Source organism: Snodgrassella sp. B3882 (genome assembly GCF_026535915.1).
Classification (GTDB): Bacteria; Pseudomonadota; Gammaproteobacteria; order Burkholderiales; family Neisseriaceae; genus Snodgrassella.
In genome coordinates this window covers 1,354,986-1,380,882 of sequence record NZ_JAFNPF010000001.1, presented here as the reverse complement: position 1 = coordinate 1,380,882, position 25,897 = coordinate 1,354,986, and the positions used below count along the sequence as shown (strand labels likewise).

At 38.1% G+C, this 25,897-nt stretch carries 24 protein-coding genes and 1 tRNA gene; 8 read left to right on the top strand and 17 right to left on the bottom strand.

Going from position 1 to position 25,897, the window contains the following annotated elements:
• Positions 1-363: 363 nt before the first annotated feature.
• Positions 364-1,170: a MetQ/NlpA family ABC transporter substrate-binding protein gene (locus J3U68_RS05870; protein ID WP_267375453.1), complete on the top strand. Its 807-nt coding sequence runs from the start codon at positions 364-366 to the stop codon at positions 1,168-1,170.
• 117 nt (positions 1,171-1,287) lie between these two features.
• On the opposite strand, the gene J3U68_RS05865 is transcribed toward J3U68_RS05870, so the two are convergent.
• The gene (locus J3U68_RS05865) at positions 1,288-1,872 is read right to left on the bottom strand and encodes a superoxide dismutase (RefSeq protein WP_267375452.1); all 585 of its coding nucleotides are present in this window, start codon (positions 1,870-1,872) and stop codon (positions 1,288-1,290) included.
• Positions 1,873-3,923: 2,051 nt separating this feature from the next.
• Between J3U68_RS05865 and dnaB the strand changes: the two genes are divergently transcribed.
• The 6 genes from dnaB to J3U68_RS10625 all read left to right on the top strand — a co-directional run bounded on the left by dnaB (position 3,924) and on the right by J3U68_RS10625 (position 8,652).
• Entirely contained in the window at positions 3,924-5,315 is a 1,392-nt protein-coding gene (gene dnaB / locus J3U68_RS05860) for a replicative DNA helicase (RefSeq protein WP_267375451.1), read from the top strand.
• 104 nt (positions 5,316-5,419) lie between these two features.
• A complete protein-coding gene (locus J3U68_RS05855; RefSeq protein WP_267375450.1) occupies positions 5,420-6,157 on the top strand; it encodes a GspH/FimT family pseudopilin in 738 nt (245 codons plus the stop codon).
• Positions 6,158-6,170: 13 nt separating this feature from the next.
• A complete protein-coding gene (locus tag J3U68_RS05850; RefSeq protein WP_267375448.1) occupies positions 6,171-6,632 on the top strand; it encodes a type IV pilus modification PilV family protein in 462 nt (153 codons plus the stop codon).
• The gene (locus J3U68_RS05845) at positions 6,629-7,525 is read left to right on the top strand and encodes a PilW family protein (RefSeq protein ID WP_267375447.1); all 897 of its coding nucleotides are present in this window, start codon (positions 6,629-6,631) and stop codon (positions 7,523-7,525) included. Before J3U68_RS05850 ends, J3U68_RS05845 begins: the two co-directional genes overlap by 4 nt.
• 64 nt (positions 7,526-7,589) lie before the next feature.
• A complete protein-coding gene (locus tag J3U68_RS05840) occupies positions 7,590-8,162 on the top strand; it encodes a pilus assembly PilX family protein (protein ID WP_267375446.1) in 573 nt (190 codons plus the stop codon).
• On the top strand, positions 8,155-8,652 hold the full coding sequence (locus tag J3U68_RS10625; protein WP_323811429.1) for a prepilin-type N-terminal cleavage/methylation domain-containing protein: 498 nt from the start codon (positions 8,155-8,157) through the stop codon (positions 8,650-8,652). Before J3U68_RS05840 ends, J3U68_RS10625 begins: the two co-directional genes overlap by 8 nt.
• A gap of 65 nt (positions 8,653-8,717) precedes the next feature.
• On the opposite strand, the gene J3U68_RS05830 is transcribed toward J3U68_RS10625, so the two are convergent.
• Complete coding sequence (locus tag J3U68_RS05830) at positions 8,718-9,119, bottom strand: Spy/CpxP family protein refolding chaperone (RefSeq protein ID WP_267375445.1); 402 nt, start codon at positions 9,117-9,119, stop codon at positions 8,718-8,720.
• Between the two features lie 119 nt (positions 9,120-9,238).
• On the opposite strand from J3U68_RS05830, the gene rpe reads away from it, so the two are divergent.
• On the top strand, positions 9,239-9,931 hold the full coding sequence (gene rpe / locus J3U68_RS05825) for a ribulose-phosphate 3-epimerase (RefSeq protein ID WP_267375444.1): 693 nt from the start codon (positions 9,239-9,241) through the stop codon (positions 9,929-9,931).
• Between the two features lie 60 nt (positions 9,932-9,991).
• Here rpe and polA read toward each other — a convergent pair whose 3' ends face one another.
• From polA to gatB, 15 genes are all read right to left on the bottom strand, one after another.
• Positions 9,992-12,802 carry a DNA polymerase I gene (gene polA, locus J3U68_RS05820; protein WP_267375443.1) on the bottom strand — a complete coding sequence of 937 codons (2,811 nt, stop codon included), beginning with the start codon at positions 12,800-12,802 and terminating at the stop codon, positions 9,992-9,994.
• 427 nt (positions 12,803-13,229) lie between these two features.
• Complete coding sequence (locus J3U68_RS05815) at positions 13,230-13,760, bottom strand: inorganic diphosphatase (protein ID WP_267375442.1); 531 nt, start codon at positions 13,758-13,760, stop codon at positions 13,230-13,232.
• Between the two features lie 202 nt (positions 13,761-13,962).
• The gene (locus tag J3U68_RS05810) at positions 13,963-14,640 is read right to left on the bottom strand and encodes an XRE family transcriptional regulator (RefSeq protein WP_267375440.1); all 678 of its coding nucleotides are present in this window, start codon (positions 14,638-14,640) and stop codon (positions 13,963-13,965) included.
• 365 nt (positions 14,641-15,005) lie between these two features.
• Positions 15,006-15,081: transfer RNA gene (locus tag J3U68_RS05805), tRNA-Lys, on the bottom strand.
• 115 nt (positions 15,082-15,196) lie between these two features.
• A complete protein-coding gene (serS, locus tag J3U68_RS05800) occupies positions 15,197-16,492 on the bottom strand; it encodes a serine--tRNA ligase (protein WP_267375439.1) in 1,296 nt (431 codons plus the stop codon).
• A gap of 109 nt (positions 16,493-16,601) precedes the next feature.
• Positions 16,602-17,651 (bottom strand): anthranilate phosphoribosyltransferase, encoded by a 1,050-nt coding sequence (gene trpD / locus J3U68_RS05795; protein WP_267375438.1) that lies wholly within the window; start codon positions 17,649-17,651, stop codon positions 16,602-16,604.
• A 43-nt stretch (positions 17,652-17,694) separates the two neighbouring features.
• The gene (locus J3U68_RS05790) at positions 17,695-18,288 is read right to left on the bottom strand and encodes an anthranilate synthase component II (RefSeq protein WP_267375437.1); all 594 of its coding nucleotides are present in this window, start codon (positions 18,286-18,288) and stop codon (positions 17,695-17,697) included.
• Positions 18,289-18,342: 54 nt separating this feature from the next.
• A complete protein-coding gene (locus tag J3U68_RS05785) occupies positions 18,343-19,977 on the bottom strand; it encodes a phospholipase D family protein (RefSeq protein ID WP_267375435.1) in 1,635 nt (544 codons plus the stop codon).
• 57 nt (positions 19,978-20,034) lie between these two features.
• The gene (ubiD, locus tag J3U68_RS05780; protein ID WP_267375434.1) at positions 20,035-21,516 is read right to left on the bottom strand and encodes a 4-hydroxy-3-polyprenylbenzoate decarboxylase; all 1,482 of its coding nucleotides are present in this window, start codon (positions 21,514-21,516) and stop codon (positions 20,035-20,037) included.
• 16 nt (positions 21,517-21,532) lie between these two features.
• Positions 21,533-22,108: an aminoacyl-tRNA hydrolase gene (pth, locus tag J3U68_RS05775; protein ID WP_267375433.1), complete on the bottom strand. Its 576-nt coding sequence runs from the start codon at positions 22,106-22,108 to the stop codon at positions 21,533-21,535.
• Positions 22,109-22,160: 52 nt separating this feature from the next.
• Complete coding sequence (locus tag J3U68_RS05770) at positions 22,161-22,445, bottom strand: RnfH family protein (protein ID WP_267375432.1); 285 nt, start codon at positions 22,443-22,445, stop codon at positions 22,161-22,163.
• Complete coding sequence (locus tag J3U68_RS05765; protein ID WP_267375431.1) at positions 22,435-22,869, bottom strand: type II toxin-antitoxin system RatA family toxin; 435 nt, start codon at positions 22,867-22,869, stop codon at positions 22,435-22,437. The genes J3U68_RS05770 and J3U68_RS05765 overlap by 11 nt, the downstream gene beginning before the upstream one ends.
• A 57-nt stretch (positions 22,870-22,926) precedes the next feature.
• Entirely contained in the window at positions 22,927-23,910 is a 984-nt protein-coding gene (holA, locus tag J3U68_RS05760; protein WP_267375429.1) for a DNA polymerase III subunit delta, read from the bottom strand.
• A complete protein-coding gene (gene lptE / locus J3U68_RS05755) occupies positions 23,907-24,392 on the bottom strand; it encodes an LPS assembly lipoprotein LptE (protein ID WP_267375428.1) in 486 nt (161 codons plus the stop codon). The genes holA and lptE overlap by 4 nt, the downstream gene beginning before the upstream one ends.
• A 53-nt stretch (positions 24,393-24,445) precedes the next feature.
• Entirely contained in the window at positions 24,446-25,873 is a 1,428-nt protein-coding gene (gene gatB, locus J3U68_RS05750) for an Asp-tRNA(Asn)/Glu-tRNA(Gln) amidotransferase subunit GatB (protein WP_267375427.1), read from the bottom strand.
• Positions 25,874-25,897: the final 24 nt, after the last annotated feature.

Here is a 25,897-nt window from a genome sequence, read left to right as displayed (position 1 = left end):
AGTGATCTGACAGTGAATTAAGTTTATCAGCGTTTGGATTATGTCATCATGATTATGACTGTCAGCGCGTTAGTTTCGACCATTTTAATGTGCAAAGACAAGGTAAAGGGTTCAGCGGAAACCAAGAAGAATTAAAAAAATAGCTCGATCTCAGAGATATTTTTTTATAACATTTTTTTCTTAATTCAGAAGAATAAAATCTAAACGGCTGCTTAGAATTTGTTTACACTTACTTGAAATCAAATAGATTCCTTTCTGGTCAAAACACATTATATTGGTATTTGAAATTACGACTAATTTATACCTCGAACAAAACTTCCTTAACCAGAACAAAAGCCACCTTATTCAAACAGGAGTAGAAGCATGAAATTATATAAAAAGCTGATCCTTTTTCTCTTAACATGTATGTTAATTATGGCTTGTGATAAAAAAGACGATAGCCCAAATCAAATCATTATCGGAACTTCCCCAGGGCCTTATAGCCAACTGTTTTTAGATGCAGTGAAACCCATTTTAGAAAAACAGGGTTATCAAATTAAGCAAATAGATTTTTCTGATTTGTTGCAAGCAGATATAGCTTTGCAGCAAGGTAGCATAGATTTAAATGTTGATCAGCACACCGCCTACATGACAGATTTCAATCAAAATAAAACAGCCGATTTGGTAGCGTTAACCCATATACCAACAGTTCCCACAGCCATCTATTCGGCCAAATACACTAATTTGCAAGCAGTCAAGAAGGGAAGCAAAATCGCAGTGCCAAATGACCCTTCAAATACCGCAAGAGCATATCGTTTATTGGCTAAAGCTGGGTGGATTACTTTAAATCCAACAAACCAATCAAGCATCTTATCTAAAAACGATATTCAAACCAATCCTTATCAATTAGATATCGTTGAAATGGATGCAGGGAATATTCCAAGGACATTAAATGATTTTGATTACTCCGTTATTCCGGGAAGCCGGGCTTATGCTGCTAAAGTGGATCCCAAGAAAGCAATATTGAACGAAGATATTATTCCTGATTATGAATTAGTGGTGGCAGTAAAGGCAGAAAATGCTCAAAAACCATGGGCACAAGCGATAGTCAAAGCTTATCAATCTGCTGAATTCAAAAAGTATATTCAAGAGCATAATGCCGAAAATTATTGGCAAATGCCGCAAAACTAAGCTTGATTAATTGTTAAAAGATTGGTTGCTGTCTTTTTCAATCTAAAATAAAAAAAGCTGCTTGAAAAAAGCAGCTTTTTAGGCATATATTGCTTCTCTTTATGACTATTCGTACAATTAAGCAGCAAACCGCTTTTCAACTTCTTCCCAATTAACAATTTCCCAAAAATTAATTAAATAATTTGGGCGACTATTGCGGTAATCAATATAATAAGCATGTTCCCAAACATCACAAGTTAACAATGGGATATTTTCGCTCGTTAACGGTGTAGCCGCATTACTGGTTGAGACTAAATCTAATTCGCCTTTAGGAGTTTTAACTAGCCATGCCCAGCCAGAACCAAACGTACCCGCTGCAACCTGATTAAAAGCTTCTTTGAAGGCATCAAAACTTGTCCATTTTGCAACAATCGCTTTGGCTAAACTTCCTGCTTCATTTAAGGCAACGCCATTGGGTGCAAAACCAAACCAGTAAAAAGTATGATTCCAGGATTGTGCTGCGTTGTTGAAGAGACCACCAGATGATTTTTTTACAATCTCTTCTAAAGGCATGTTTTCGAATTCTGTACCCTTAATCTGATTGTTCATATTGGTAATATAGGTCTGATGGTGTTTTCCGTAATGGTATTCTAAAGTTTCCTTAGAAATATGAGGAGCAAGAGCATCTAAGCTATAAGGCAGTTCTGGTAATTTATGTTCCATGATTGTTATTCCTTCTAATAGAGTGGTGAGTTAAATTTTTATATTTTAAAATCAGCAAAAAAAAATCTGGCTGAAAATAGTTAACATAAATAAAACTATAATGATGTTATTTAATATTGTAATACAGTGTAGACCATCAATAAATAATAAGATTGTTTATAGCACATAAAAATTTATAATAAAAATAGGTAATATGGCAAAATAAGTGATTTTATAAAGGATATGTTTTTAAAAAATTTGACGGCTATTAGATGTAACGATCCTGACAATCCTATTTATAATAATAAAAAAAGAGCAAATAATTTGAGGGGAAATAGCCATTACTACAATAACCTGATAAAGCCACACAAGCTTAAAATAGCTTATAAATATGCTTAAGAATTTAGAAAAATTTAGTAAACTTAATTATTAAAATTAGGTACATCTTTATTAGTCTCAATTTCTTTAATTCTGCATGTTTTGTCTAAAAAATTTTTGCTTATAAAAATTAAATCTTAAAATCTGTAGGTCTTTTAAAAAAACTTTTGCTTACCTGTCATCTTTAGCTTTAGTTGCTAAGTGCTTGTGCTTATCGCTTCGCCTCAAATTTTACCAAATCATCTCAGAATTATTTTTTTCTAACAAATTGATCAATTTTAAAAGATTTGGATCTATGTCAATCCCTAAATTCTTCCCAATTCTGTGTTTCATTTATTATGAAGAATATTTTCTCTATTTTATTAGTTTTTGAAATATGCTCAGTAAGCATAGTGGCAACAATAAAGTTGTCAATTGTTCAAATGATGAGGTATTGGTATAGGAGAAGGCTATATTGATAAAATACAGCTAGATAACCTAAAGAGATCAATGTAAATGAAGTTCTGAGAAATGAAAATCCTTATACTGGAAGAAAAAGAATACGCTGTTAGTAATCGACTATCTGGAGAAAATATAATAGGTCATTGTTCATGCTAAAGGTATGGAAGATACCAATCATAGTACCTGGAATAGGCATCAATGTTTATAGTATGAAAAAAAAGATAATAAAGATAATTTCCAAAGCGTTGTTGTAGAACATCTTGATACAAACAAAAAGAAAATAAAGTAGTTATTAATGTTTGCACGGAGGATAGAGAAATCCGATCTTCAAAAATATAGTTGAATACTAAAAATATGAATTTAGAATAGAGTATAAGATATCCCTTGAGCATGCCTGCATGAACAATGTAATTCTTAAAACATTATTCTAATAGATTGAGTAATGCTTTTTCTGGTGTGTAAAAAAAATCTAAGCACGTGAGATAAAAATGTATATAAAGGGCTATACATCAGAATATTATATGACTTCTAGTTGACAGTTTTCCATATATGCCAACTCCTTTAACTCTCTGAAAACCAGTCGATAGAAAATTTTAAGGCTAACATATTTTGAAGCTGAAAAAGGCGTTATTAAAGCATAATTTATTGAGAAGCAGAAAGCATCTGTTAATAAAAGGTTAAACAGTATAGAAGGCTTTCCAGATTAAAAATAACCGAAAAAGGTTGGTTAAAAGATATACTCTATAGCGTTTTAATAGGTGCAGCCTAAGGAGTATCCAATGAATTTAGACCCAGAAATGATAAAAAGTTCGTGCAAAAGATAGGTTGGTAAAGGATTTATAATCAACCGTCAGGGACTTTTTCAGAAATTGGTTTTTTAAATGTATGTTTAGACCAAATTATTTTAATGAATGGTTATAATCTTAAAGACATGGGAATAAATTTATTGAATGGAAACTTCAAGAATATTGGATTCAACCCTTCCCTCATCATCAAAAATATACCATTGGCACAAATGAAGAATCATGATCTGCTATTTCTTGATCGCATCTTAGCCAATTAGCCTATGCAATTACTTTTCCCTCTACATGAAACAACTAACGAATGTTCATGCTTAGTTGCATTAAAACATCAGCAAAATTTTAAAAAAATTTACTTTGTCTGTAGCTATGATAAATCCGATTTTTTCATTAGTAGCAATGAAGTCCTAGCTTAATGGTAAAATACCTCAAAAAGGGATTAGCAGAAAAAAAATGGATGACATCACATTAACCAATGAAAACCTATCGCAACTTTCAGTTCCTCCACATTCAATGGAAGCAGAGCAATCCGTATTAGGTGGATTAATGCTGGAGAACAGTGCCTGGGATAGAATCGCCGATCTGATTAATGACGAAGATTTTTATCGACATGAACACCGATTAATATTTCGAGCCATTAAATCTTTGGTGGAATTATCACGTCCGGCCGATGTCATTACAGTACAGGAAGAACTACAACGAAAAGATGAGTTAGACAGTGCTGGGGGGTTAGAATACCTGATCACCTTAGCGCAGAATACTCCTTCTGCCGCCAATATCCGCCGTTACGGAGAAATTGTACGTGAGCGCTCGATCATGCGCCAATTGGCTCAAGTGGGTACTCAAATTGCCCGCAATGCTTATACACCGCAAGGCAAAGATGCAGCACAAATGCTTGATGAAGCAGAGAATAGCGTCTTCCAAATAGCCGAATCAACTGCCCGCTCAAAACAGGGATTTTTAACCATGCCCGTATTGTTGAAAGAAGTGGTGAGTCGAATCGATTACCTTTACTCACGCGATAACAAAAATGATGTGACTGGGGTCTCAACAGGATTTATCGATTTAGACAAAATGACTTCTGGTTTACAGGCCGGTGATTTAATCATCGTGGCAGGGCGTCCTTCAATGGGTAAAACTGCATTTTCACTCAACATTGCCGAACATGTGGCTATCGCTGAAAAACTTCCAGTAGCCGTTTTTTCCATGGAAATGGGCGGAGCGCAATTGGTCTTACGTATGCTTGGATCTGTAGGCAGAGTCGATCAAAGTGTATTGAAAACGGGACAGTTGCAAGACGAACATTGGGGTAAGCTTAACGATGCAGTAGTCAAATTAACCGATGCACCTATGTTCATTGATGAAACGCCAGGCTTAACTGCATTAGAAGTTCGTGCCCGAGCTCGTCGCTTAGCTAGGCAACAAGGTGGAAAATTGGGACTAATTGTATTGGATTACCTACAATTAATGTCTGGTTCAGGACGTTCTGATAACCGTGCATCCGAATTGGGTGAGATTTCTCGCTCACTGAAATCATTGGCTAAAGAGTTACAAGTACCCATCATAGCCTTATCACAATTGTCGCGTACCGTTGAGCAGAGAACCGACAAACGGCCCATGATGTCGGATTTACGAGAATCGGGGGCTATTGAGCAAGATGCAGATTTAATTATGTTTATGTATCGGGATGAGTATTATCATCCAGACAGCCAATTCAAAGGATTGGCTGAATGTATCATCGGTAAACATCGTAACGGCCCAACAGGAAAGGTACATCTAACCTTTCAAGGGCAATATACTAAATTTGACAATGCAGCTATTCCTGATGCATATTTTGACGAATAAAAAAATTTAATTTGGATAAAATAGTGCAAATTTCGTGAAATGATGTAAAATACCTTTTTGTAAATTTATTTCATACTTTGGTATAAATTAATAGAGTGAATTTTATGACTCAGTCTAAAGTACCTACTAAAGGTTTTACGCTTATTGAACTGCTTGTGGTCATTGTGATTACCGGTATTTTAGTCGGTATCGCCTTACCAGCCATGAATCGTTTAGTGGCGTCTCAACGTATTAACAATCGTGCTGAACAGTTGCAAGCATTAATTCAATTTGCACGTAGTGAGGCTGTTCGTACTAATAAGCCTGTTTTGATTTGCCCGTCAGTCATCCGTAAAGAGGTTGCAACCAATAATGCCTGTACTACCTTTAATGCCTATAACGATGGAAAAGGATGGCAAGGGTTTTTGGCATTCAATGACACCAATTTAAATGGAGAATATGATGCCGGTAAGGACTCTACTGTCAGAGTGGTAGCTCTCAATCAGAATTCATCAGATGAATCAAACAATCAGAATTCATCAAATAATTCAAAAATTAAAGTTAAAATAACACAGAAAATAATCTGTGCTGCCAACAACAGTAACTGCAAAACAACTTTAGACGATAAAGAAATGCTTGGTTTCTTACCCAATGGGCAGTTTGGTATCGGTTTTGGTAAAGATAGTTCTAATTGGTCTTTAGCACAATCATACTTTGTTATAGAACTAAACGATAGCAAATACACCAATATTATTAATCGCATCATTATTTTACCCAGTGGTAATGTTATATCCTGTTCCAAATATGCAAACTCTAATAATGATTTATGTTCTGAAGATATATCTTCTAAAAAAACATCATAAAAACGGATAAACTATGCATAAATTAAGCAAATCAAGACTAAAATCTTCTAAAATTTCAAGTAAAAATGACCAACGCGGTTCTACCTTAGTTGAAGTTATTGTGGCGATTTTTGTAATGTCGTTTGGTGTGATGGCTTTAATGTTAGCTCAGATCAATTCAGTTAATGTTTCCATAAACTCAGCAAATCAAAGTGAAGTTACTCGAGCTGTACAAAATTATGTAGAAGAAATGAGAGCGAAGTCTAAAATTTCTATTACAGAAACTGAAGATAGTAACGGAAGCAAAATTATTTCCGTTAACCGCGATTATAGTTCATTTCAAACCGCAGATTGCAAAACAGTTCTTAATGTCAATATTGTAAACGGAAGCATTAGCAGCTGTTCAATTTCCGCTGACGGTACAATCGAAGTTAAATGGGGTGCCACTGCATCAGATAGCAGCTTTTCCTACAAATTGCAGGCGGGTCAAGAATGAAAATTAAAACAAATAAAAATATGGCTAAATGGAATTTACCCAACAAATTATCTGGTATAACAAAAACTAATCTTGCCGTTTTGCAGCAAGGATTTACCCTGATAGAATTATTGGTTGCAACGGCAATCGGTATTATAGTGTTACTTGCAGCGAGTTCCACATTTATTACAACCTATAAATTAAATCAGGAAGTAAAAGTTCGTACGAGTTATGAACAAGATGTGCGCAATGCAGCCGATCTTTTACGCACAGATGCGCGGCAATTGGGTAATTTTGGCTGTCTTAAAGCACCTAGTACATCAGAGTTAAATTCCTTATTTGCAGGGGCATTTGCTCAAGATGCTAATAAACAGTTTGTTTCAACGACTTCTTTAACTAATGAAAAGACATTACTGGGTGTTACCCGTGTTACAGGTACTAATCCATTACTGATAACTTATATAAATGGTAAATATGCAGAAGGTATTATTGGTACAGATTGTAATGCCAGTATGAAAGGAGAAATGAAAAACAATGTAAATGCATCAGCTTATATTGTGGGAACGACAAAATATAATAAAATTTCTGGACTTTATAAAGTAAACTACGAAAACGGTCAATGGAGTGCTCCACAGTTGGTGATCAGCAATGTAACCAATATGAACACATCTTTTAGTTATGATGGTCATAATGACAGCGATTGCCCACAATCAACCAGCAGCGGATCTCTTGATCCATCTATAAATGATTCTGCAAAATTAGATACTAATTACCCTAGACCACCAATATTAATTAAGGCTACATTGACAATATGCCCAAGTGGTCAATATGACAAAAAGAATAATTGTAAAGAAAATAATACAACTGATTATTTTATCCAAGCCATGGTTAGGAAAGGTGAAGTATGTCAGTAAATAAATTTAAAAAATTTAGTTATTCAATATTCTTTCAAAATTTAAAGTGATAAACGGTTTGTTTATGAAAAACGCATATAATAAAAAGTATTTTACCAGACAGTCTGGCTTTTCGCTGTATATGGTATTGATTATAATGGTTGTAATTGCTTTTTTGGTTGTAGCAACGATGCAAAGTACATCAATGAATACTCGCACTGCTACCAATGATAGTGACTACCAGTTAGCCTTACAAAATGCCCAAGTCGGTTTGAAAGCGGCTCAGGATAAAATTAGTGCACTAGCAAGTAGTAATTCTACTGCTCAATTTACATGTAAATGTACCAATGGTCTTTGTGCGGCAAAAGGTGTTAAACCTGAAGATGCTGATTCACGTTTGGCCAAGGTTGAAGACAATTGCTCTAATCTGAAAGAAGTATGGAAAAGAGAAAATGTATTTTCAGATTCTAATGAGGATCCCTCAATTAAATCACCGAATGATAACCCTAAATATCGTTATGTGATTGAATACTTAGGACCAAATAGTGAGAATACTCCTGGAGTTTATATATTTCGTGTGACGGCGAAAGGGTGGGGGCGTAATCAACGTACAACTAGCGTGATAGAAGAGACTTTACAGGCTAATTTAAATGAATAATAGATTTTATATCAAAGACATTAAAATAGATAAGGCAGCCCTAAATAAAGGTTTTAGTATAATTGAACTAATGATTGTGTTAATAATCATGGGTGTTTTGGTAGCCATAGCTCTACCTTTATATCAAAAATACATGGAAAAAGCTGACTTAGCTGATGCTGCTACTGTGTTAATGTCAGCTAACCAAAATGTTGCAAAGAAAAAACTTACTATGTTTTCGGGCAATATTAGCGAAAACGATATTAAACCACTTATAACCCTCAATCAAAATTTAACAAATAAGTTTACAGCAGGGGTAAAATGTGGTGATGATAAAAGTGCGCCTTGTTCATCATATATTTTATATGCTGATCCGATAAGTGGTACCTATCTTAAAAAAGGGGTATGGATTTCAAGTAAGGATTCTGTTGTTTATTATTGCAAAGCAGGCAAAGAAAGTTTGTCTACAATTGCAGATGCATCAAAAAGTGCTAAATGTTCTCAACCATAAAATCTCAATTGGGTACAGCAAAATAACTTTCTCTGGATCTGTGTCATGGTGGCAGCATCATTTAATTAATGGAAACAATTATTTATCCAGTTGCGACGTTGCTGATGATTCAGAATCTGGAGAAATTCATGTTGAACTTTTAACTCATTTACATCTTGTTGCATTCTTGGCATATAATGATTTAGAACATAGCGTTTAGCTTCAGCCTCGTTAAATTTTGACTGCATCAAAATTTGATTTAGATGATCATTTTTACGAGTGTTGTTGGCAATAAGTTGTAAATTGCTTGAAGTATTACGTTTAAACTGCATACGAATCAAACGTAAACGCGCTTTTTGCATTTGAGTCAACTCAAGTTTGCGTATATCACAAGTGTTGTTATCGGCAGCCATTACAGCAAAAGAAATTGAGCTAACAAAGCACCCCAAACAAAAAGAAATAAACCATTTCCAAAATGATAAGCCCATTTTAGCTTTCCTTGATAACGCCAATATTTTTTTATTAGTATACTTATCTACTGGTCAAACGCCTATAATGGCAGTAAACTTGCGTAAATATGTTTATTTAATACAGGTATTTATGATCAATGAATGAGTTAGCTAAATCAAAATTTTTTATAGCACCCAGTATTTTATCAGCAGATTTTGCCTGTCTCGGTAATGAAATTCAGTCTGTTATCGCAGCAGGGGCAGACTGGATTCATTTTGATGTTATGGATAATCATTATGTTCCAAATCTGACTCTGGGGCCTATGGTATGTGCTGCACTTAAGCCATATGCTACTGTACCAATAGATGTTCACCTTATGGTCGAACCTGTGGATGAGATGATTTCTCGCTTTGCTTCTGCTGGAGCAGATATTATTACGTTTCATCCAGAAGCTACTAGACACATTGACCGTAGTTTAAGTTTAATTAAGGAGGCGGGATGTCAGGCTGGGTTAGTACTCAATCCAGCTACTCCTGTCTATATATTAGAGCATGTCTTGGCTAAGCTTGACGTGGTATTAATCATGTCTGTCAATCCTGGCTTTGGCGGCCAGACTTTTATTCCAGAATGTTTAAACAAAATCCGTCTTGTGCGGCAGATGATTGATCGTTATGTAGGAGAGGGTGGGCAAACAATCCGTTTGGAAGTTGATGGCGGCGTTAAAGTAGATAACATTGCACAGATTGCGCGAGCTGGCGCAGATACTTTTGTGGCTGGATCAGCAATATTTGGTAAGAAAGATTATGCGCAACAAATTACTGCTATGCGACAACAATTAGATTTGAGCTAAGTATATCTAGACGAATTTAAAAAAAGACTGATAGGAATTTATCAGTCTTTTTTTTGCTGGCTAATGAGCTTCGTCCCAGTTATCTCCAACACCAACATCTGCGATTAGCGGAACTTTTAATTGTGCTACGTTGGCCATAATTTCTGGCAATATTTTTTTTACAATGGTGACTTCACTGTCTGGTACTTCAAGTACTAATTCATCATGAACTTGCATAATTAAGCGACTTGCTAAGTTATCTTGTTCCAACCAATGCTGAACATGAATCATGGCTCGTTTAATTAAATCGGATGCGGTTCCTTGCATCGGTGCATTGATTGCTGCTCGAAATGCTCCTGCACGTTCGTTTCCATTTTGGCTTTTCAAACCCGGTAAATAAAGTCTTCTACCAAAGATCGTTTCTACATAACCGGACTGTAATGCCTGTTCTTTAATTCTCTCCATGTACTCATGTACACCAGGATAACGGTTAAAATAACGGGAAATAAAGTGTTGTGCAGCTTGTACTTCTATACCTAAGGATTTGGAAAGTCCATATTCGCTCATACCGTAAATTAAACCAAAATTAATTGTTTTGGCATATCTTCGTTGTTCTGCAGTCACATTTTTTTGATCAATGCCAAAAATTTCAGCTGCAGTGCGCTTATGAATATCTTCATTGTTTTGGAAGGATTCAATTAAGGTGGCATCATTTGAAAGATGAGCCATGATGCGCAATTCTATTTGTGAGTAGTCGGCACTAATGAGTTTGTGCTTATCTGGCGCAATAAAACTACGTCGAATGCGACGTCCTATCTCTGTACGAATAGGGATATTTTGTAGATTAGGGTTGTTACTCGCCAATCTTCCGGTGATAGCTACTGCCTGAGCATAAGTTGTATGAACTCGACCTGTTCGCGAATCAATCAATTGAGGAAGTTTATCGGTATAGGTTGATTTTAATTTAGAAAGTGTTCTTGTCTGCAAGATTAATTTGGGTAGGGGATAATCAAGCGCAAGTTTTTCTAAAACAGATTCGTTGGTTGAGTACCCCCCTGAGGCAGTTTTTTTTAAGCCTGTAGTCGGTATACCCATTTTTTCAAATAGGATTGATTGAAGTTGTTTGGGAGAATTCAAATTAAATGGTTGTCCTGCCAGATCGTAAGCTTGTTCTTCCAAAGCCAATAACTCTGTACCCAGCTCATGACTTTGTTTGTTTAGCTCGTCTCGATCAATAAGTACACCGGTTTGCTCCATGTTAAATAGTACTTGTTCAACTGGTATCTCGAGCGTTTCATAAAGGGAAAGCTGTGCAGGGTTCATTTGCTGACGTAGCAAACGTTCCAATCGAAATGCTACATCTGCATCTTCAGCAGCATAATGAACAGCATCGTCTAAGGCAACATCGGCAAAACTAATTTGCTTGGCACCTTTGCCACAAAGGTCTTCATAATGAATGGTGTTCCAATTTAGGTGTCTTAAGGCAAGTTCATCTAAACCATGTCCTAAATGGCTTTCCACAATATAAGAAGCCAGCATGGAATCACCGCTAATACCTTTAAGCTTAATATGATAATTAGCTAATACATGCTGATCATATTTGATGTTTTGACCAATTATCTTTAGATTTTCGGCCTCTAGATAAGGTTTTAATGCATTGAGCACTGTGTTTAAGGGTAATTGTTCGGCAACGGCAGTTTGGCTGTGGTCAACAGGAATATAAACTGCATCACCTGGCGCAAAGGCGATGCTAATACCAATTAGTTTTGCATTAATTGCATCTAAACTGTTGGTTTCAGTATCCAATGCAATGGTGTCAGCTTCATCCAATTGTTTCAACAAATCCTTGAGTTGCTCGGCTGTAGTGATGGCACGGTAATTTTTGGGAGCTAATTTAAGCTTATCGATCTGTGCGGACGAAATAGTAGAAGGTTCAGATGTCAACAATGATGCTGGAGGTTGGCTAAATAAATCTTCACTTGGTTGAGTATGTGTAGAATGTGATGAAACGATTGAATCTTTTTCTGCAACTTTTTGTTGCGCTTCTTTCAACCAAGTTTTGAAGCCTAGCTGTTGAAATTGGGGAATTAGGTCCGCCCATTGGGGGGAATGGCGGGTTAAATCATTTAAACCGTTTGGGAGATCATTTTGTAAATCAACATCGGTTTTAATGGTAATAAGTTGATAAGAAAGAGGTAAATCTGGGAGTGCGGCACGTAAATTTTCTCCAACTTTTCCTTTAATATGATCAGCATTTTGCATAATGTTTTGTAATGATCCATATTCCTGCAACCATTTTACCGCAGTTTTAGGACCGCATTTGTCAACACCAGGGACGTTGTCTACTTTATCTCCAATTAAAGCAAGATAATCAATAATTTGATCTGGATAGACGCCGAATTTTTCTTTTACTCCGGCAATGTCTAGACGTTCATTTTTCATGGTATTCACAAGTGTAACTTGATCATTAACCAACTGTGCCATGTCTTTGTCGCCAGTTGAGACAATGACTTTAAATCCTTCTTTCTCAGCTTGACAGGCTAATGTTCCGATCACATCATCTGCTTCAACACCTTTAACAGATAAAATTGGCCATCCCATTAATTTGACTAGTTGTGGTAAGGCTTCAGCTTGAGGACAAAGATCTTCAGGCATGGGTGGACGGTTGGCTTTATAAGCTTGATACAGCTGATGACGAAAATTTTCACCTTTAGCATCAAAGACACAACATGCATAGTCGTGCGGTGTATCCAAACGCAACCGGCGTAACATATTCAGCACCCCATATAATGCGCCTGTTGGCATACCAGTTGGACTGGTTAAAGGTGCTAATGCGTGATATGCACGGTATAAATACGAGGAACCATCGACAAGTAATAAGGTTTTATGCATGTTTTTTTCCATAGTTTTGGACTATTTCAATCCTAATATATTGTTTTAAAACATAATCAGTATTGAATTTAGAATTGATTAAGGTATCAATATGAGATTTCTGCAATCATGATACAGTTTAAAGCAACTAAAACAAATTTAAATGCATTATTTTACGCTAAAATTATCTCTAGTAGTTTTAATACTGGTTACGGTATTAAAACGTGTTTTGAGTTAAACAGATGGATGATTTAGTGATCAATGTTCCAAGGTATAGTCAATCTTAATATGGTAATTATTCTATTTTTTAATTTCGCATAATATATATTATGTTAAATTTTATGTATGGAATTGAAGCAGTATTTGATTAGCTATTCCCCTTAAGAATCAAATACTGCCCTACAATTACTCGTTTTGGCGTTAAGCCAACTTTAATTATGGATTGCTGTTACTGTTTTTTCCAGCGTTGCTGTGATTCTTTAATCACTGCTTTTGCTTCAGCAATATCGCCCCAATGTGTAACTTGTGTAGATCCGGCTTTTTTTAGATCTTTATAATGATTGAAATGGAACTCAATCTGTTTAATTAATTGTGCCGGTAAATCGTCTAATGTTTGAATGGCATTTCCTGTTTGACGATCATCAGCTGGTACTACGACAATTTTGTCATCGACTTCACCATCGTCTACAAATTTCATGACACCAATAATACGCGCTTGCATATATATTCCGGTGGCTAATGGCTGTTCTGTAATGATCAAGGCGTCTAATTCATCGCCATCTTCGTCCAAGGTTTGTGGAATAAAACCATAGTTTGTAGGTTTGGCAAAAATGATGGGTTCGACACGATCAAGTTTCATGACCCCGAGTTTTCTATCCCACTCGATTTTATGATTTGAACCTGCTGGAATTTCTACAACAATATTGATGATGCCACTGTCTACTTCTCCAGCGTCAAGAATTTGATTGAAATCTGCCATTGGTCTTTCCTAGATATTTAACAAACTCTATATTGTAAACAACCACTCTATTTTTGCCCACTATATTATGGTTATTTATTTCGTTGCGTATGATTAAAATTGATTGAATCAGGGTAATTCAAAGAAAAAAATTTAACTAACTTAGCTGTATTATTGACTAATTTCATGATTTTGAAGAAAGCAATATAAAACTCAATTATTTTTATAAAGTTTGATGAGACCAGGCTGCTTGAACTTTGGCGAAAATGTTGATTGTTTTGCGCTTGCTCATCGGTATTAACTCCGTAACATATTTTTTATTATCACTGATTATTTGTAAATCACCATTGATCATTGTTTGAAGGCGTCTAATTTTCCAGCCTTTAGGGGTATCTATAATATAAATTCCATCTTCTTTATGGCACTTACAAGATAAGTTAACGAACAATAAATCACCAGTTTCGATTGTAGGAGCCATGGAATTGTCAATTGCGGTCATAATGGCAATATGGTTAGAGATATTCCCGATGTTTTTAAGTGCCCAGCTTTTTGAAACTTCAATACTGTGTACCTCATCCTGAGTATTATTGTTTAATTCTCCAACTCCCATGGTGGCTTTTAAATCAACTCGTTTGAATTGCACAAAGCCCGATATCCCTGCATCATCCAATGAACCTGCAATACACTCTTTTTGAATTTTCATATTGCCAATGCCCGTTTCAAGCCAAACAGGATCGACATCAAGTACTTTGGCGATAGTCGCAATGTTGGTACTTTCTTTATTTCTTCCCGATTCAAGTGCAGCTATGGCAGATTGGTTCCTTCCGATTTTGGCAGCTAAATCTTTTTGACTAATCCCTTTTGCCGATCTAGCTAATTTCAACCGCTCTTTTAGGCTCATTGGTGTACCTTAAATTTGTTAAATTCGAGTTCAGGTTTAAATTGTTATTAAGATGTTTCATTAATGAAAATTTATTATCAGTTAAACGAAAAATGTCGTACTCAAATCATACATAATTAAGTTTTGCCGTTTAATATTTTATGAAATATCCTAAATTTTTCTTTGATGTCTTGTTAAATTTATTTTACGGATAGAGAAAACACCAAGAATCTGTCGGTAAGACGTAGATAGTTAATGGTAGCGAGGCTGGTAAGAAGTCGCTTAAAACCAGAGCAGAGATATTCGCGAAAAATATTCACGACTAATTGTAGTTGGAGTTCAGGATTTGAAGTTTTTGGATGATATTAAATTAATATTCTGATTTTTGGTGGGTCGTCAGGGGATCGAACCCTGGACAAATGGATTAAGAGTCCACTGCTCTACCAACTGAGCTAACGACCCAAATAATGGTGATATTTAAAAGATGTGCTAAATTATAGGTTTCTTTACAAAAACGGGCAAGTTTATCCGATTGTATCCCGAATAACTTGCCCTATTTTTTATAGCAGACTATGGGTTATACCGCTTTTAATAGGCTTTGCCCCCCTAAATATGGTTGCAATGCTTTAGGTATGTTGATGCTACCGTCGGCATTTTGATGATTCTCTAGTATGGCTACCAGAGTCCGGCCGACGGCCAAGCCTGAACCATTTAAGGTATGAACCAGTTGGTTTTTGCCCTCCTCGTCTTTGAATCGAGCCTGCATCCGGCGTGCTTGAAAATCTTCACAGTTGGAACAACTGGAGATTTCGCGGTAGGTGTTCTGTGCTGGCACCCACACTTCGAGATCATATGTTTTGGCTGCACCAAATCCCATATCACCTGTACAGAGTACGATGACGCGATATGGTAATTCGAGTAATTGCAGGATTTTTTCTGCATGTCCAACCATTTCTTCTAATGCGGCATAGGAATGTTCTGGTCGTTGAATTTGTACCATTTCAACTTTGTCGAATTGATGTTGTCGGATCAGTCCACGTGTATCTTTACCATATGACCCAGCTTCAGAGCGGAAGCATGGGGTATGTGCTGTTAATTTTTTGGGGAGTTCGTCTTTGCTTAAAACGCGTTCACGCACGGTGTTGGTGAGGGTAATTTCTGCTGTAGAAATAAGATATTGCTCTTGTTTTTGTTCATCTAAGCCACAGTCTATTTTGTACATGTCTTCGGCAAATTTAGGTAGTTGTCCGGTACCTAATAATATTTCTGGATTGACGATGTATGGGGTGTAATGCTCGATATAACCATGCTGTTGGGTATGGGTATCAAGCATGAATTGCGCCAAGGCACGATGTAAACGAGCTATTGGTCCACGCATGACGCTAAAACGTGCGCCAGACAGTTCAGATGCGGTTTTAAAATCTAATCCTAGTGGCTCACCTAAATCAACATGATCTTTGATGGGAAAATCAAATTCTCTTGGGGTGCCAACACGACGGATTTCAATGTTGTCATTTTCATCTTTACCCACTGGAACATCTACATGAGGTAAATTAGGAATGTTTAGCAACATTTCGTTGATCTGGGTTTGTATGCTTTGATATTTCTGTTCGGTATCTTCCAGTTCTATTTTAATTTTAGCCACTTCTGCCATGATCTCGTTGGCTTGATCATGTTGACCCTGTGCTTTCAATCCACCAATTTGTTTTGAAAGGTTGTTGCGTTGTGCCTGCAATTCTTCTGTTCGCAATTGCAGTTGTTTACGTTGTTGTTCTAATGATTGAAAGGTTTCGGTATCAAGTTTGAAACCTCGATTTAATAGTTTTTGGGCGACGTTATTAAGGTCTTGGCGTAATAGTTGTATGTCTAACATAATTTTAAAGTTAAGTTACAAGTTGGTTGATCGTTGGTGTGATTGATCAAGGGTTTATGATGTAAGCTGTCAAATATAGTTGCTACTCTACTATAGAAAGGTGATTCTATTAGTCATTTTTTGCTTGTTCTGCATAAAGCTGTTGTGTCGTCTGGATAAATTCTTGCTGTTTGTTTCTGGCTTTTCCTGAATCTATGGCTGATATGGCTGCATCGACGCCCTCTTCTAATGAAGAAACGACATCGGAAGCATATATGGCAGCAGCTGCATTGAGCACAACGATGTCTCGACAAGGTCCCTTTTCCCCATTGAGCACGGAATTCATGATGTTTAATGACTCCACGCTGTTGGAAACTTGTAGTGGTTTGAGATCTTCTATGACGGCCATATCAAACTGAGTAGGATGGATATCATACTCCATTATGGTGCCATTTTTAAGTTCTGCTACGCGAGTGGTTCCGGTTAAGGTTATTTCATCTAATCCATCTGAACCATGTACGACTAAGACATGTTTGCTGCCCATTTGTTGCAATACTCGCGACAGAATACCAACGAGATCCAGATGGAAAACGCCTAAAACTTGATTTGATGCCCCTGCCGGGTTAGTCAACGGACCAAGAATATTGAAGACGGTGCGTACTCCCAATGCTCTGCGTACCGGCGCAACGTATCTCATGCTGTTGTGATGATTAGGAGCATACATGAATCCGACACCTAGTTGGTTGATGCATTGCCCAACATGTTCGGGAGTTAATTCTAAAGATGCACCCATGGCTTCGATGATGTCGGCCGATCCACTAGAGGAAGATACTGAACGACCACCATGTTTGGCCACTTTGGCTCCGGCAGCGGCGACAACGAACATGCTGGTGGTGGATATGTTGAAGGTGTGAGCATTGTCCCCACCGGTGCCAACGATATCGACTAGATGGGAACGATCTTGTAAGGGTACTTTGCTGGCAAATTCACGCATGACAGACGCCGCTGCGGCAATTTCTGATACGCTTTCAACTTTGATGCGTAAGCCAATTAATATTGCAGCAATGATCTCAGGCGCTACTTCACCCTGCATGATCTGACGCATGAGGTCGGTCATTTCATCATAAAATAGTTCGTTGTTATCCAGCAGTCGGTTAAGGGCTTGTTGTGGCGTTATCATGGTGTTGTTTCTTTCCGCAGTCGATATGGTTTAAGGGTTTAGATTAATCGGCTACTAAGCTATTTGTTGAGCGATGCTGCATGAGGAAGTTTTTTAACATATCATGCCCTCTTTGTGTTAACAATCCTTCAGGGTGAAACTGAATTCCTTCAATTGCGAAGGTGCGGTGGTGGATACCCATTATTTCGTTATCATCAGATGTTGCGGTAATTTCCAGACAATCAGGAAATGTTTGCTGATCTATAACCAGGCTGTGGTAACGAGTACAGTTTACGGGATTGGGAAGATGGTTAAACATGTATTTTTGCTGATGAGAAACGGTTGAAATTTTGCCATGCATGGGTGTTTTGGCACGGATGATCTTGCCACCAAACGCAGAGGCGATACATTGGTGTCCGAGACAAATGCCCAATATGGGAATGTTACCGGCGAAATGCTTGATAATGGGAATTGATATTCCAGCGTTCTCTGGCGCACACGGTCCAGGACCAATAACAATAAATTCTGGCGCCATGGTTTCGATTTCAGCCAAGGTAATGACATCATTTTTTTTGACGATAATATCCTCACCTATCTCACCCAGGTAATGCACTATGTTGTAAGTAAAACTATCATAATTATCTATAAATAGTAACATGTGCTGACTTTCTGTTTTATTGTCAATGTTGAACTGATGCGTGCTTGTTGGATATCACAACATGCCTTCAATTGGTAATTTCGATAATATTTTCACCCATATACGTTGCCATCTGGTGGTATCGGGTTCTTTGCGATAGACCTTGGTTTGATTATTTTCATCGGTTTTAATCCATTCAAGTTTTCCATCTTCTGCTATTTTTACCTGATAACTAACATAGGGTAAAGCATCGTTGATGGCTTTATCCATGTATTGTGCCATTTCTGTTGATTGAATCACTACGCCCATTTCGGTATTAAGTCGTGAAGATCTTGGATCGAAATTTAATGAGCCAATATAAAGTTGGTTACCATCAATGGTAAATGTTTTGGCGTGTAGGCTTGATTGGGAGCCTCCACTAAAACTATGTTCTTTTTTATTTTTTACTACGCCCTGTTTTTTTAATTCATACAGTTCAACCCCATTTTGTAATAAAGGTACTCGATAGTTTATATAGCCAGAATGGACTATGGGTACATCTGTTGCAGAGAGTGAATTGGTCAAAATTTTTATATTCACGCCCTCTCGGCGTAATTTGATTAAATAGTCTAATCCTGTTTTGGTTGGAACGAAATAAGGGGTAATAACTAAAAGGTCTTTTTTGGGTTCTACGACTGATGCCGCCAGTTGGTTTAATGTTAGACTGGTATTTTTATATTTGATGATGGGTTTTTGGGGGGTATTTGCTGCGAGCATCAAATTAGTGTCTGGATTTTTCTGTTTTCTATTTTTTGGATTGGGTAAGGCTTTGGCAGGATCATCACTAACCAATGTTAAGTGTACCCATTGATAATCAAGTGTTCCGTTGGTTAATCGACTTTCAAAGTTATCTTTTACATAGGCTTGATCATAACTTTCAGCTCGTAAATAGTTATAAGTTTTACGTTTGAAAACGGGCATGTCAGCGTGCAATTTATTCCGCTTTCGATGAATTATGCTGCCCAAAGGATAAGAGGAAGGACTATTCCAATATAGATCAAAATTGTCCGACACTTGGTTGACGATAGGGCCAATGGCCATGACATCTAAGTCTACAAAGAGCATTCCTTTACCGATATCGAAATATTCATCACCAATATTTCGCCCGCCTAGTATGGTTACCTGATTGTCAGCAGTAATAGATTTATTATGCATGCGTCTATTTAGTCGAGCAAAATCGGTCAAATAACCTAAAAAACGCACATGTCGATCAGCAAAGGGATTAAATATTCGGATTTCAATATTCGGCTCTTTATTTAAGACATGTAATACAGGATCCATTCCTTTGGTGTTGTTATCATCTAAGAGTAATCTTACACGGACGCCACGCCGCGCTGCATTGACCAGTTCATGAAACAGTAATTGACCAGATGTATCATTGTGCCAAATATAGTATTGTAGGTCTAAACTGTGTTCAGCTGCTCGAATCAGTGCTCGCCGTGCAACCAATGCTTCTCTACCGTCATCAAGTGGATAAATGCCTGATAGATTAGGATGTTGGGCAATGAGAGGTGCGTTGGCATAACTTAAGGTTGAAGGATTATTGGCGGCAAAGTGGACATCTACAGTACGGTTGTCTAAAGATGGTAATGTCTGACAAGCTGCTAACAATGACAAGATACCAATAGCGAATAGTTGAGCAATACACCCGAAGTTGCTTTTATTTTTCATAGATGTTGTTAATTTACCCTGTAAATTCTAATAGTATCAAGCGCATATGATGACGGTTTATGATAAACCTAAATCTTGCCACATCGCATCAATTTTGGCTATCACGTCCGGATCTTTGTGAATGATTTTTCCCCATTCTCGATCTGTTTCACCTGGCCATTTATTGGTGGCATCAAGCCCCATCTTTCCGCCTAAGCCACTAACTGGACTGGCAAAATCCAGATAATCTATTGGAGTATGATCTATTAGGCTGGTATCACGAACGGGATCCATACGAGTTGTAATGGCCCATATTACTTCTTTCCAATCTCGTACATTGATGTCTTCGTCTACGACGATGATGAATTTTGTGTACATAAATTGGCGCAAATAGCTCCAGCATCCCATCATGACTCTTTTGGCATGTCCTGCGTATTGTTTTTTTATGCTGACTATAGCCATTCGATAGGAACAGCCTTCTGGCGGCAGATAAAAATCGGTAATTTCACTAAACTGTTTTTGTAATATGGGAACAAAAACTTCGTTTAATGCTACTCCTAATATCGCCGGTTCATCAGGTGGCTTGCCGGTATAAGTGCTGTGATAAATGGCATTTTCGCGCATGGTTATGCGTTCAACTGTGAATACCGGAAAATAATCCTGTTCATTATAATATCCGGTATGATCGCCATAAGGTCCTTCTAAAGCCAGCTCATCAGGATGAATAACGCCTTCTAAAATGATTTCTGCTCGGGCTGGAACATGAAGGTCATTACCGATGCATTTTACTAATTCGGTGCGTGATCCGCGGAGTAATCCAGCAAATTGATATTCACTTAAACTATCTGGAACGGGTGTCACTGCGCCGAGTATGGTTGCTGGATCACATCCTAATACGACGCTGACAGGAAATGGTTTTCCAGGGTGTTGTTGTTTGAATGCTTGAAAATCTAATGCACCACCACGATGAGCCAGCCAGCGCATTATGACTTTGTTTCGTGATAGTAGTTGTTGTCGATATATTCCTAGATTTTGACGTTTTTTATCCGGTCCACGTGTCACTGTCAAGCCCCATGTAATCAGCGGGGCAATGTCTTGTGGCCAACACTGTTGGATCGGTAACTGGTACAGATCGACATCATCAGCTTCGATGATGATTTGCTGACAAGGTGCTTTTTTTACGATATGCGGACTCATGCTCCACAAATCTTTCAGCAATGGTAGTTTTGCTAAAGCGTCTTTAAATCCTTTGGGAGGATCCGGCTCTTTAAGATAAGCAAGTGTTTTACCTATTTCTCTTAACTGACTGGTATCGCTGGCACCCATACCCATAGCAACTCTTTCTGCCGTGCCAAATAAGTTGGCCAATACAGGATAATGGTATGGTTTTTGGGACTGGTTTATGGGCTGTTTGAATAATAAAGCTGGTCCCTGTTGACGTAAAACCCGATCAGCAATTTCGGTTATTTCCAGATAAGGAGATACCGGGGTTTCAATACATTTTAATAATTTTTTCTGTTCGAGAACGGTGATAAAGTCTCTTAAATCGCGGTATTTCATAAACCGACTCTCAAGGTTATTTGCTGTGCAGTTTTTGTTGCACAACATTAAATTGACTGGTAAATAGCTCGGGCATGACTGCTAAAGATTTATCAACTGCTTGCGTAATTAAGTTTTTTTGTTGGGTAGTCGGCTTGTTTAGAACATAGTTTATAACTAAATTTCTGTCGCCAGGATGATCGATTCCAATGCGTAATCGATAAAAATCAGCAGAACCCAGACATGACTGGATATCTTTCAGCCCATTATGTCCCCCATTACTTCCCCCTTTTTTGAATCTTACCTGTCCGCAAGGAATGTCTAGTTCATCGTGAACAACCAGTATTTCATCGGGTTTGATTTTGTAGAAGTTTGCTAAGGCTTGAACAGAGGTACCCGATTTATTCATATAGGTTGAGGATTTTAGTAACCATAACTCCCCTTCGGGTAAGATGGTTTTGGCTACCAATCCATAAAATTTTTTTTCTGGTTTGAAATTGGTTTTTAAGGTATAGGCAAGCTCATCAATAAAATCAAATCCGATATTGTGGCGAGTGTGTTCATATTCTGAACCAGGATTACCTAGACCTACTATGAGCTTGATACGTGACATGTTTTTTCCTTGACCGACTTTTTTTGTTGGTTGATTGTTCAGGCTATTGGATTTAAGATTTTTTTAGAGCTCGGCGTCGCCGATTTTCTTTTGGATCGATAAGCAATGGACGATACACTTCGATTCTATCCCATTGACATAAAATATAATCATCGGAAACTTTTTTCCCAAACACTCCTATGGGCGCTAACTGAAAGTTAACATTCGGGAATTGTTTTGGTAATTCGGAGGTTAATAGTGCCTGACGTGCAGTTGTGCCCTTGTCAACTTCTCCTTGCCAAAGAAATTGGTGATCAGGGGAAGCATAGACTGCTTCTATTGAAATTTTATTCGTCATAACGCTTATCTGCTTCTTTGATAAAAGCATCTACCATTGAGTCGGCAATTAAGTTGAATACTGGAGCAATCATCGCTGATAGGATGTTACTGGTAAATTCATATTCAAGTTTAAAGTCGATTTTACAACCAATGGTATCAATGGGTGTGAATTGCCAGCATCCTTCCAATGATTTGAAAGGGCCGTCAAGTAAGCTCATTCGGATTTGATTTGGTCGGATATTCACATTGCGAGTTGACAATGATTGGCGGATTTTTAAATAGTCTATATACATGATGGCATCCAGACTATGCTCATCCTGCTTGAGTATTTCAGTATTGCTACACCATGGTAAAAATGCCGGATAATTTGCAACATCGTTTACCAGATCGAAAATTTGTTCGGTCTGATAAGGAACTAATACGCTTTTTTGGATCGTTTTCATTTACATTTAAATGGTCAATTTTAATGCCAGATCTTTCCATAAAGGAGATTTACAGGTTCAATTAGCTAATGACAGTAACAAATATTTTATTTCGGTCCATGCCTCACCGTTGTCCACTCCTTTGATCTGACGGTCAATACGAGCACAGCTTTGTAATGCACTGAGCAATCGTTTGGCACCAATTCGTTTGGCCGCAATTGGCGCTAAGGTTTGTTTTTCACCCCATAAGCGCAGAGTTTGTCTTAATTCGTTAACGGTTTTTCCCTGTTTTAAAGCTGCCAGTAGGCGTAACAGTGTACGGATATCTTCACTAATTGCCCAAAGCATTAAAACAGGTTCGCCACCTTCTGCTGCTAAACCATCGAGTAAGTGCATAAGACGAGTACTATCCCCCTTCATCCACGTTGCCGCCAGCTGCAATACATCGAAGCGAGCTACATTCGCTACTGCCGATTGGGCATCGGAAAGGGTTATCTGATAACCTTGAGGATGTATGAGAGCAAGTTTATCAATTTCTTGCTGGGCTGCCAGCAAATTTCCTTCAACCTTTTCGACAAATAAGGCTAGTGCTTCATTACTGATAGTCAGGTTCTGAGCTTTTAGACGGCTTTTTACCCATTGTGGTAACGCTGCTGGGCTAACGGTTTTTGCTTCAATCACTGTTGCGACTTTAGACCAGCTTTGAAACCATTTGCTTTGGATTTGTACTCGCTCCATTTTGGGCAAAAGCAGGATGATACACATATCTTCAGGCAAGTTTTCAGCTATTTGTTGCAACATAACGCTGCCTTCTTTGCCTGGTTTGCCTGAGGGTACATGGATTTCCAACAGTTTTTTATCGGCAAACAATCCTACTGATTGAGTGGCTTCTATCAATAAAGACCAATCAAAACCTGTTTCTACTACCAAAACTTGGCGTTCGCTGAAATTTTGGCTTCGTGCTGCTGAGCGTATGGCGTCAGCAGCTTCAATGCGCAGTATATCTTCTTCGCCATGAATCAGATATGCAGCCTTGAGAGGCTGCAATTGAAAATTATTCATTGGTCAGCGACGATGGGTAAGTAGGCCAGTCGGTGCACGATCTGTTCTGCTGCATCGGTTTGAATATCGCGCCAAATAATGCTTCGTTCGTTTTCTTTGGCTAAGACTTCGTGATCGGAATAGTCCATGTACCGTTGAACGTTAACATTAATAGGATCGCCCAATGGTTTTCCATGTCGATAGGCTTGTACTTTAACCGCTAGTACCAGCAAATATTCGCTGGTACTGCCGGATATGTCTACAGCGGAGGTTGACATATTCTGGTCAGCTGAAAGCACTTTAACCACCACATCCGGATTGGTAGCATCAACAATGACGTTGGGTTGTCGACGCAATACGGTCTCCAGAGCGCGTTGCATGCTGCCACCTTCAATTTGCCATGAGCGATATGGCAAAGGGACATCAAATAATGAGGTACCTTTTAGATGAAAACCGCAACTAGTTAGTACTAATGTAATCGCCAGCAATAACCATTTTTTCATAATGTGTCCTTAATTTGGTCGGCGCAAAACCGAGGTGGAGTTGCTCCTATAGGTTATTGAAGTTTGTCTCGTAACAATGACTGTACTTGTTGAGGATTTGCTTTACCACGTGAAGCTTTCATAACCTGACCTACCAAAGCATTGAATGCTTTTTCTTTGCCTGATTTGAATCCTTCGACAGATTTTTGGTTGTTGGTCAAAACTTCATCGATGATTTTTTCGATGGCACCGCTGTCCGTCATTTGTTTTAAGCCATCCCGCTCTATGATGTCATCTGCAGACAAGGCACTGCTCCACATGGCTTCAAAAACTTGTTTAGCCAGTTTATTACTGAGGGTATTGTCGGCAATGCGGCGGATTAAACCAGCTAAGCGCTCAGCATTAATTGGACTTTCTGATATATCTAAGGCGTTTTTATTTAAAGCGGCAGACATTTCACCTAACATCCAGTTAGCAACCAATTTGCCATGACCACTGTTACTTGCTGCTTGTTCAAACCAATCAGCTTGTGTGCGATTTGCGGTGAGTAAGCGAGCATCGTAAGTGGACACTTCGTATTGTTCGATAAAGCGTGCAGCCATTTCTTGCGGTAATTCTGGCATATTGGCTTTAGCTGCATTGAGCATATCGTCTGTAATCAACACAGGCAATAAATCAGGATCTGGGAAGTAACGATAATCGTGCGCATCTTCTTTGCTGCGCATGGCACGGGTTTCGCCTTTGTTTGGATCGAATAAACGGGTCTGCTGGATGACTTTTCCGCCATCTTCGATCAATTCAATTTGCCGTTCAATTTCATAATTTATTGCTTGTTCAAGGAAGCGGAATGAATTGAGGTTTTTAATTTCACAGCGGGTTCCAAATTCCTGTTGTCCTTTAGGACGTACAGAAACGTTGGCGTCGATGCGAAATGAACCTTCAGCCATATTGCCATCACAGATATCCAACCATGTTACGAGAGTATGCATGGCTTTGGCATAAGCGACCGCTTCTGCTGCTGAGCGCATTTCCGGTTCGGAGACTACTTCCAGTAATGGAGTGCCCGCTCGGTTTAAGTCTATTCCGGTATATTCTGCAAATTCGTCATGGATGGATTTACCGGCATCTTCTTCCATATGTGCGCGGGTCACATTAATGGTTTTAATTTCATCACCGACAACAATTTCTAATTGTCCATGTTCAACTATGGGTAAATCCAATTGGCTGATTTGATAGCCCTTGGGCAAATCAGGATAAAAATAATTTTTTCGATCGAAGACGTTTTTACGATTGATTGTAGCGTCTAGGGCCAAACCTAGTTTAATGGCTTTGTTGACTACTTCACGATTCAAAACAGGTAAAGCACCTGGTAAGGCACAATCTACGATATTGGCTTGACTGTTGGGCGATGCTCCAAAAGCGGTAGAAGATCCACTAAATATTTTTGAGCGGGTGTTTAATTGAACGTGAATTTCCAAGCCGATTACGGTTTCCCAATTCATTCTGTATTCTCTCAATTTAAAATC

Coding starts and splice junctions, on each gene's coding strand:
- J3U68_RS05870 (WP_267375453.1), top strand. CDS start 364: ATGAAATTATATAAAAAGCTGATCCTTTTTCTCTTAACATGTATGTTA.
- J3U68_RS05865 (WP_267375452.1), bottom strand. CDS start 1,872: ATGGAACATAAATTACCAGAACTGCCTTATAGCTTAGATGCTCTTGCT.
- dnaB (WP_267375451.1), top strand. CDS start 3,924: ATGGATGACATCACATTAACCAATGAAAACCTATCGCAACTTTCAGTT.
- J3U68_RS05855 (WP_267375450.1), top strand. CDS start 5,420: ATGACTCAGTCTAAAGTACCTACTAAAGGTTTTACGCTTATTGAACTG.
- J3U68_RS05850 (WP_267375448.1), top strand. CDS start 6,171: ATGCATAAATTAAGCAAATCAAGACTAAAATCTTCTAAAATTTCAAGT.
- J3U68_RS05845 (WP_267375447.1), top strand. CDS start 6,629: ATGAAAATTAAAACAAATAAAAATATGGCTAAATGGAATTTACCCAAC.
- J3U68_RS05840 (WP_267375446.1), top strand. CDS start 7,590: ATGAAAAACGCATATAATAAAAAGTATTTTACCAGACAGTCTGGCTTT.
- J3U68_RS10625 (WP_323811429.1), top strand. CDS start 8,155: ATGAATAATAGATTTTATATCAAAGACATTAAAATAGATAAGGCAGCC.
- J3U68_RS05830 (WP_267375445.1), bottom strand. CDS start 9,119: ATGGGCTTATCATTTTGGAAATGGTTTATTTCTTTTTGTTTGGGGTGC.
- rpe (WP_267375444.1), top strand. CDS start 9,239: ATGAATGAGTTAGCTAAATCAAAATTTTTTATAGCACCCAGTATTTTA.
- polA (WP_267375443.1), bottom strand. CDS start 12,802: ATGCATAAAACCTTATTACTTGTCGATGGTTCCTCGTATTTATACCGT.
- J3U68_RS05815 (WP_267375442.1), bottom strand. CDS start 13,760: ATGGCAGATTTCAATCAAATTCTTGACGCTGGAGAAGTAGACAGTGGC.
- J3U68_RS05810 (WP_267375440.1), bottom strand. CDS start 14,640: ATGAGCCTAAAAGAGCGGTTGAAATTAGCTAGATCGGCAAAAGGGATT.
- serS (WP_267375439.1), bottom strand. CDS start 16,492: ATGTTAGACATACAACTATTACGCCAAGACCTTAATAACGTCGCCCAA.
- trpD (WP_267375438.1), bottom strand. CDS start 17,651: ATGATAACGCCACAACAAGCCCTTAACCGACTGCTGGATAACAACGAA.
- J3U68_RS05790 (WP_267375437.1), bottom strand. CDS start 18,288: ATGTTACTATTTATAGATAATTATGATAGTTTTACTTACAACATAGTG.
- J3U68_RS05785 (WP_267375435.1), bottom strand. CDS start 19,977: ATGAAAAATAAAAGCAACTTCGGGTGTATTGCTCAACTATTCGCTATT.
- ubiD (WP_267375434.1), bottom strand. CDS start 21,516: ATGAAATACCGCGATTTAAGAGACTTTATCACCGTTCTCGAACAGAAA.
- pth (WP_267375433.1), bottom strand. CDS start 22,108: ATGTCACGTATCAAGCTCATAGTAGGTCTAGGTAATCCTGGTTCAGAA.
- J3U68_RS05770 (WP_267375432.1), bottom strand. CDS start 22,445: ATGACGAATAAAATTTCAATAGAAGCAGTCTATGCTTCCCCTGATCAC.
- J3U68_RS05765 (WP_267375431.1), bottom strand. CDS start 22,869: ATGAAAACGATCCAAAAAAGCGTATTAGTTCCTTATCAGACCGAACAA.
- holA (WP_267375429.1), bottom strand. CDS start 23,910: ATGAATAATTTTCAATTGCAGCCTCTCAAGGCTGCATATCTGATTCAT.
- lptE (WP_267375428.1), bottom strand. CDS start 24,392: ATGAAAAAATGGTTATTGCTGGCGATTACATTAGTACTAACTAGTTGC.
- gatB (WP_267375427.1), bottom strand. CDS start 25,873: ATGAATTGGGAAACCGTAATCGGCTTGGAAATTCACGTTCAATTAAAC.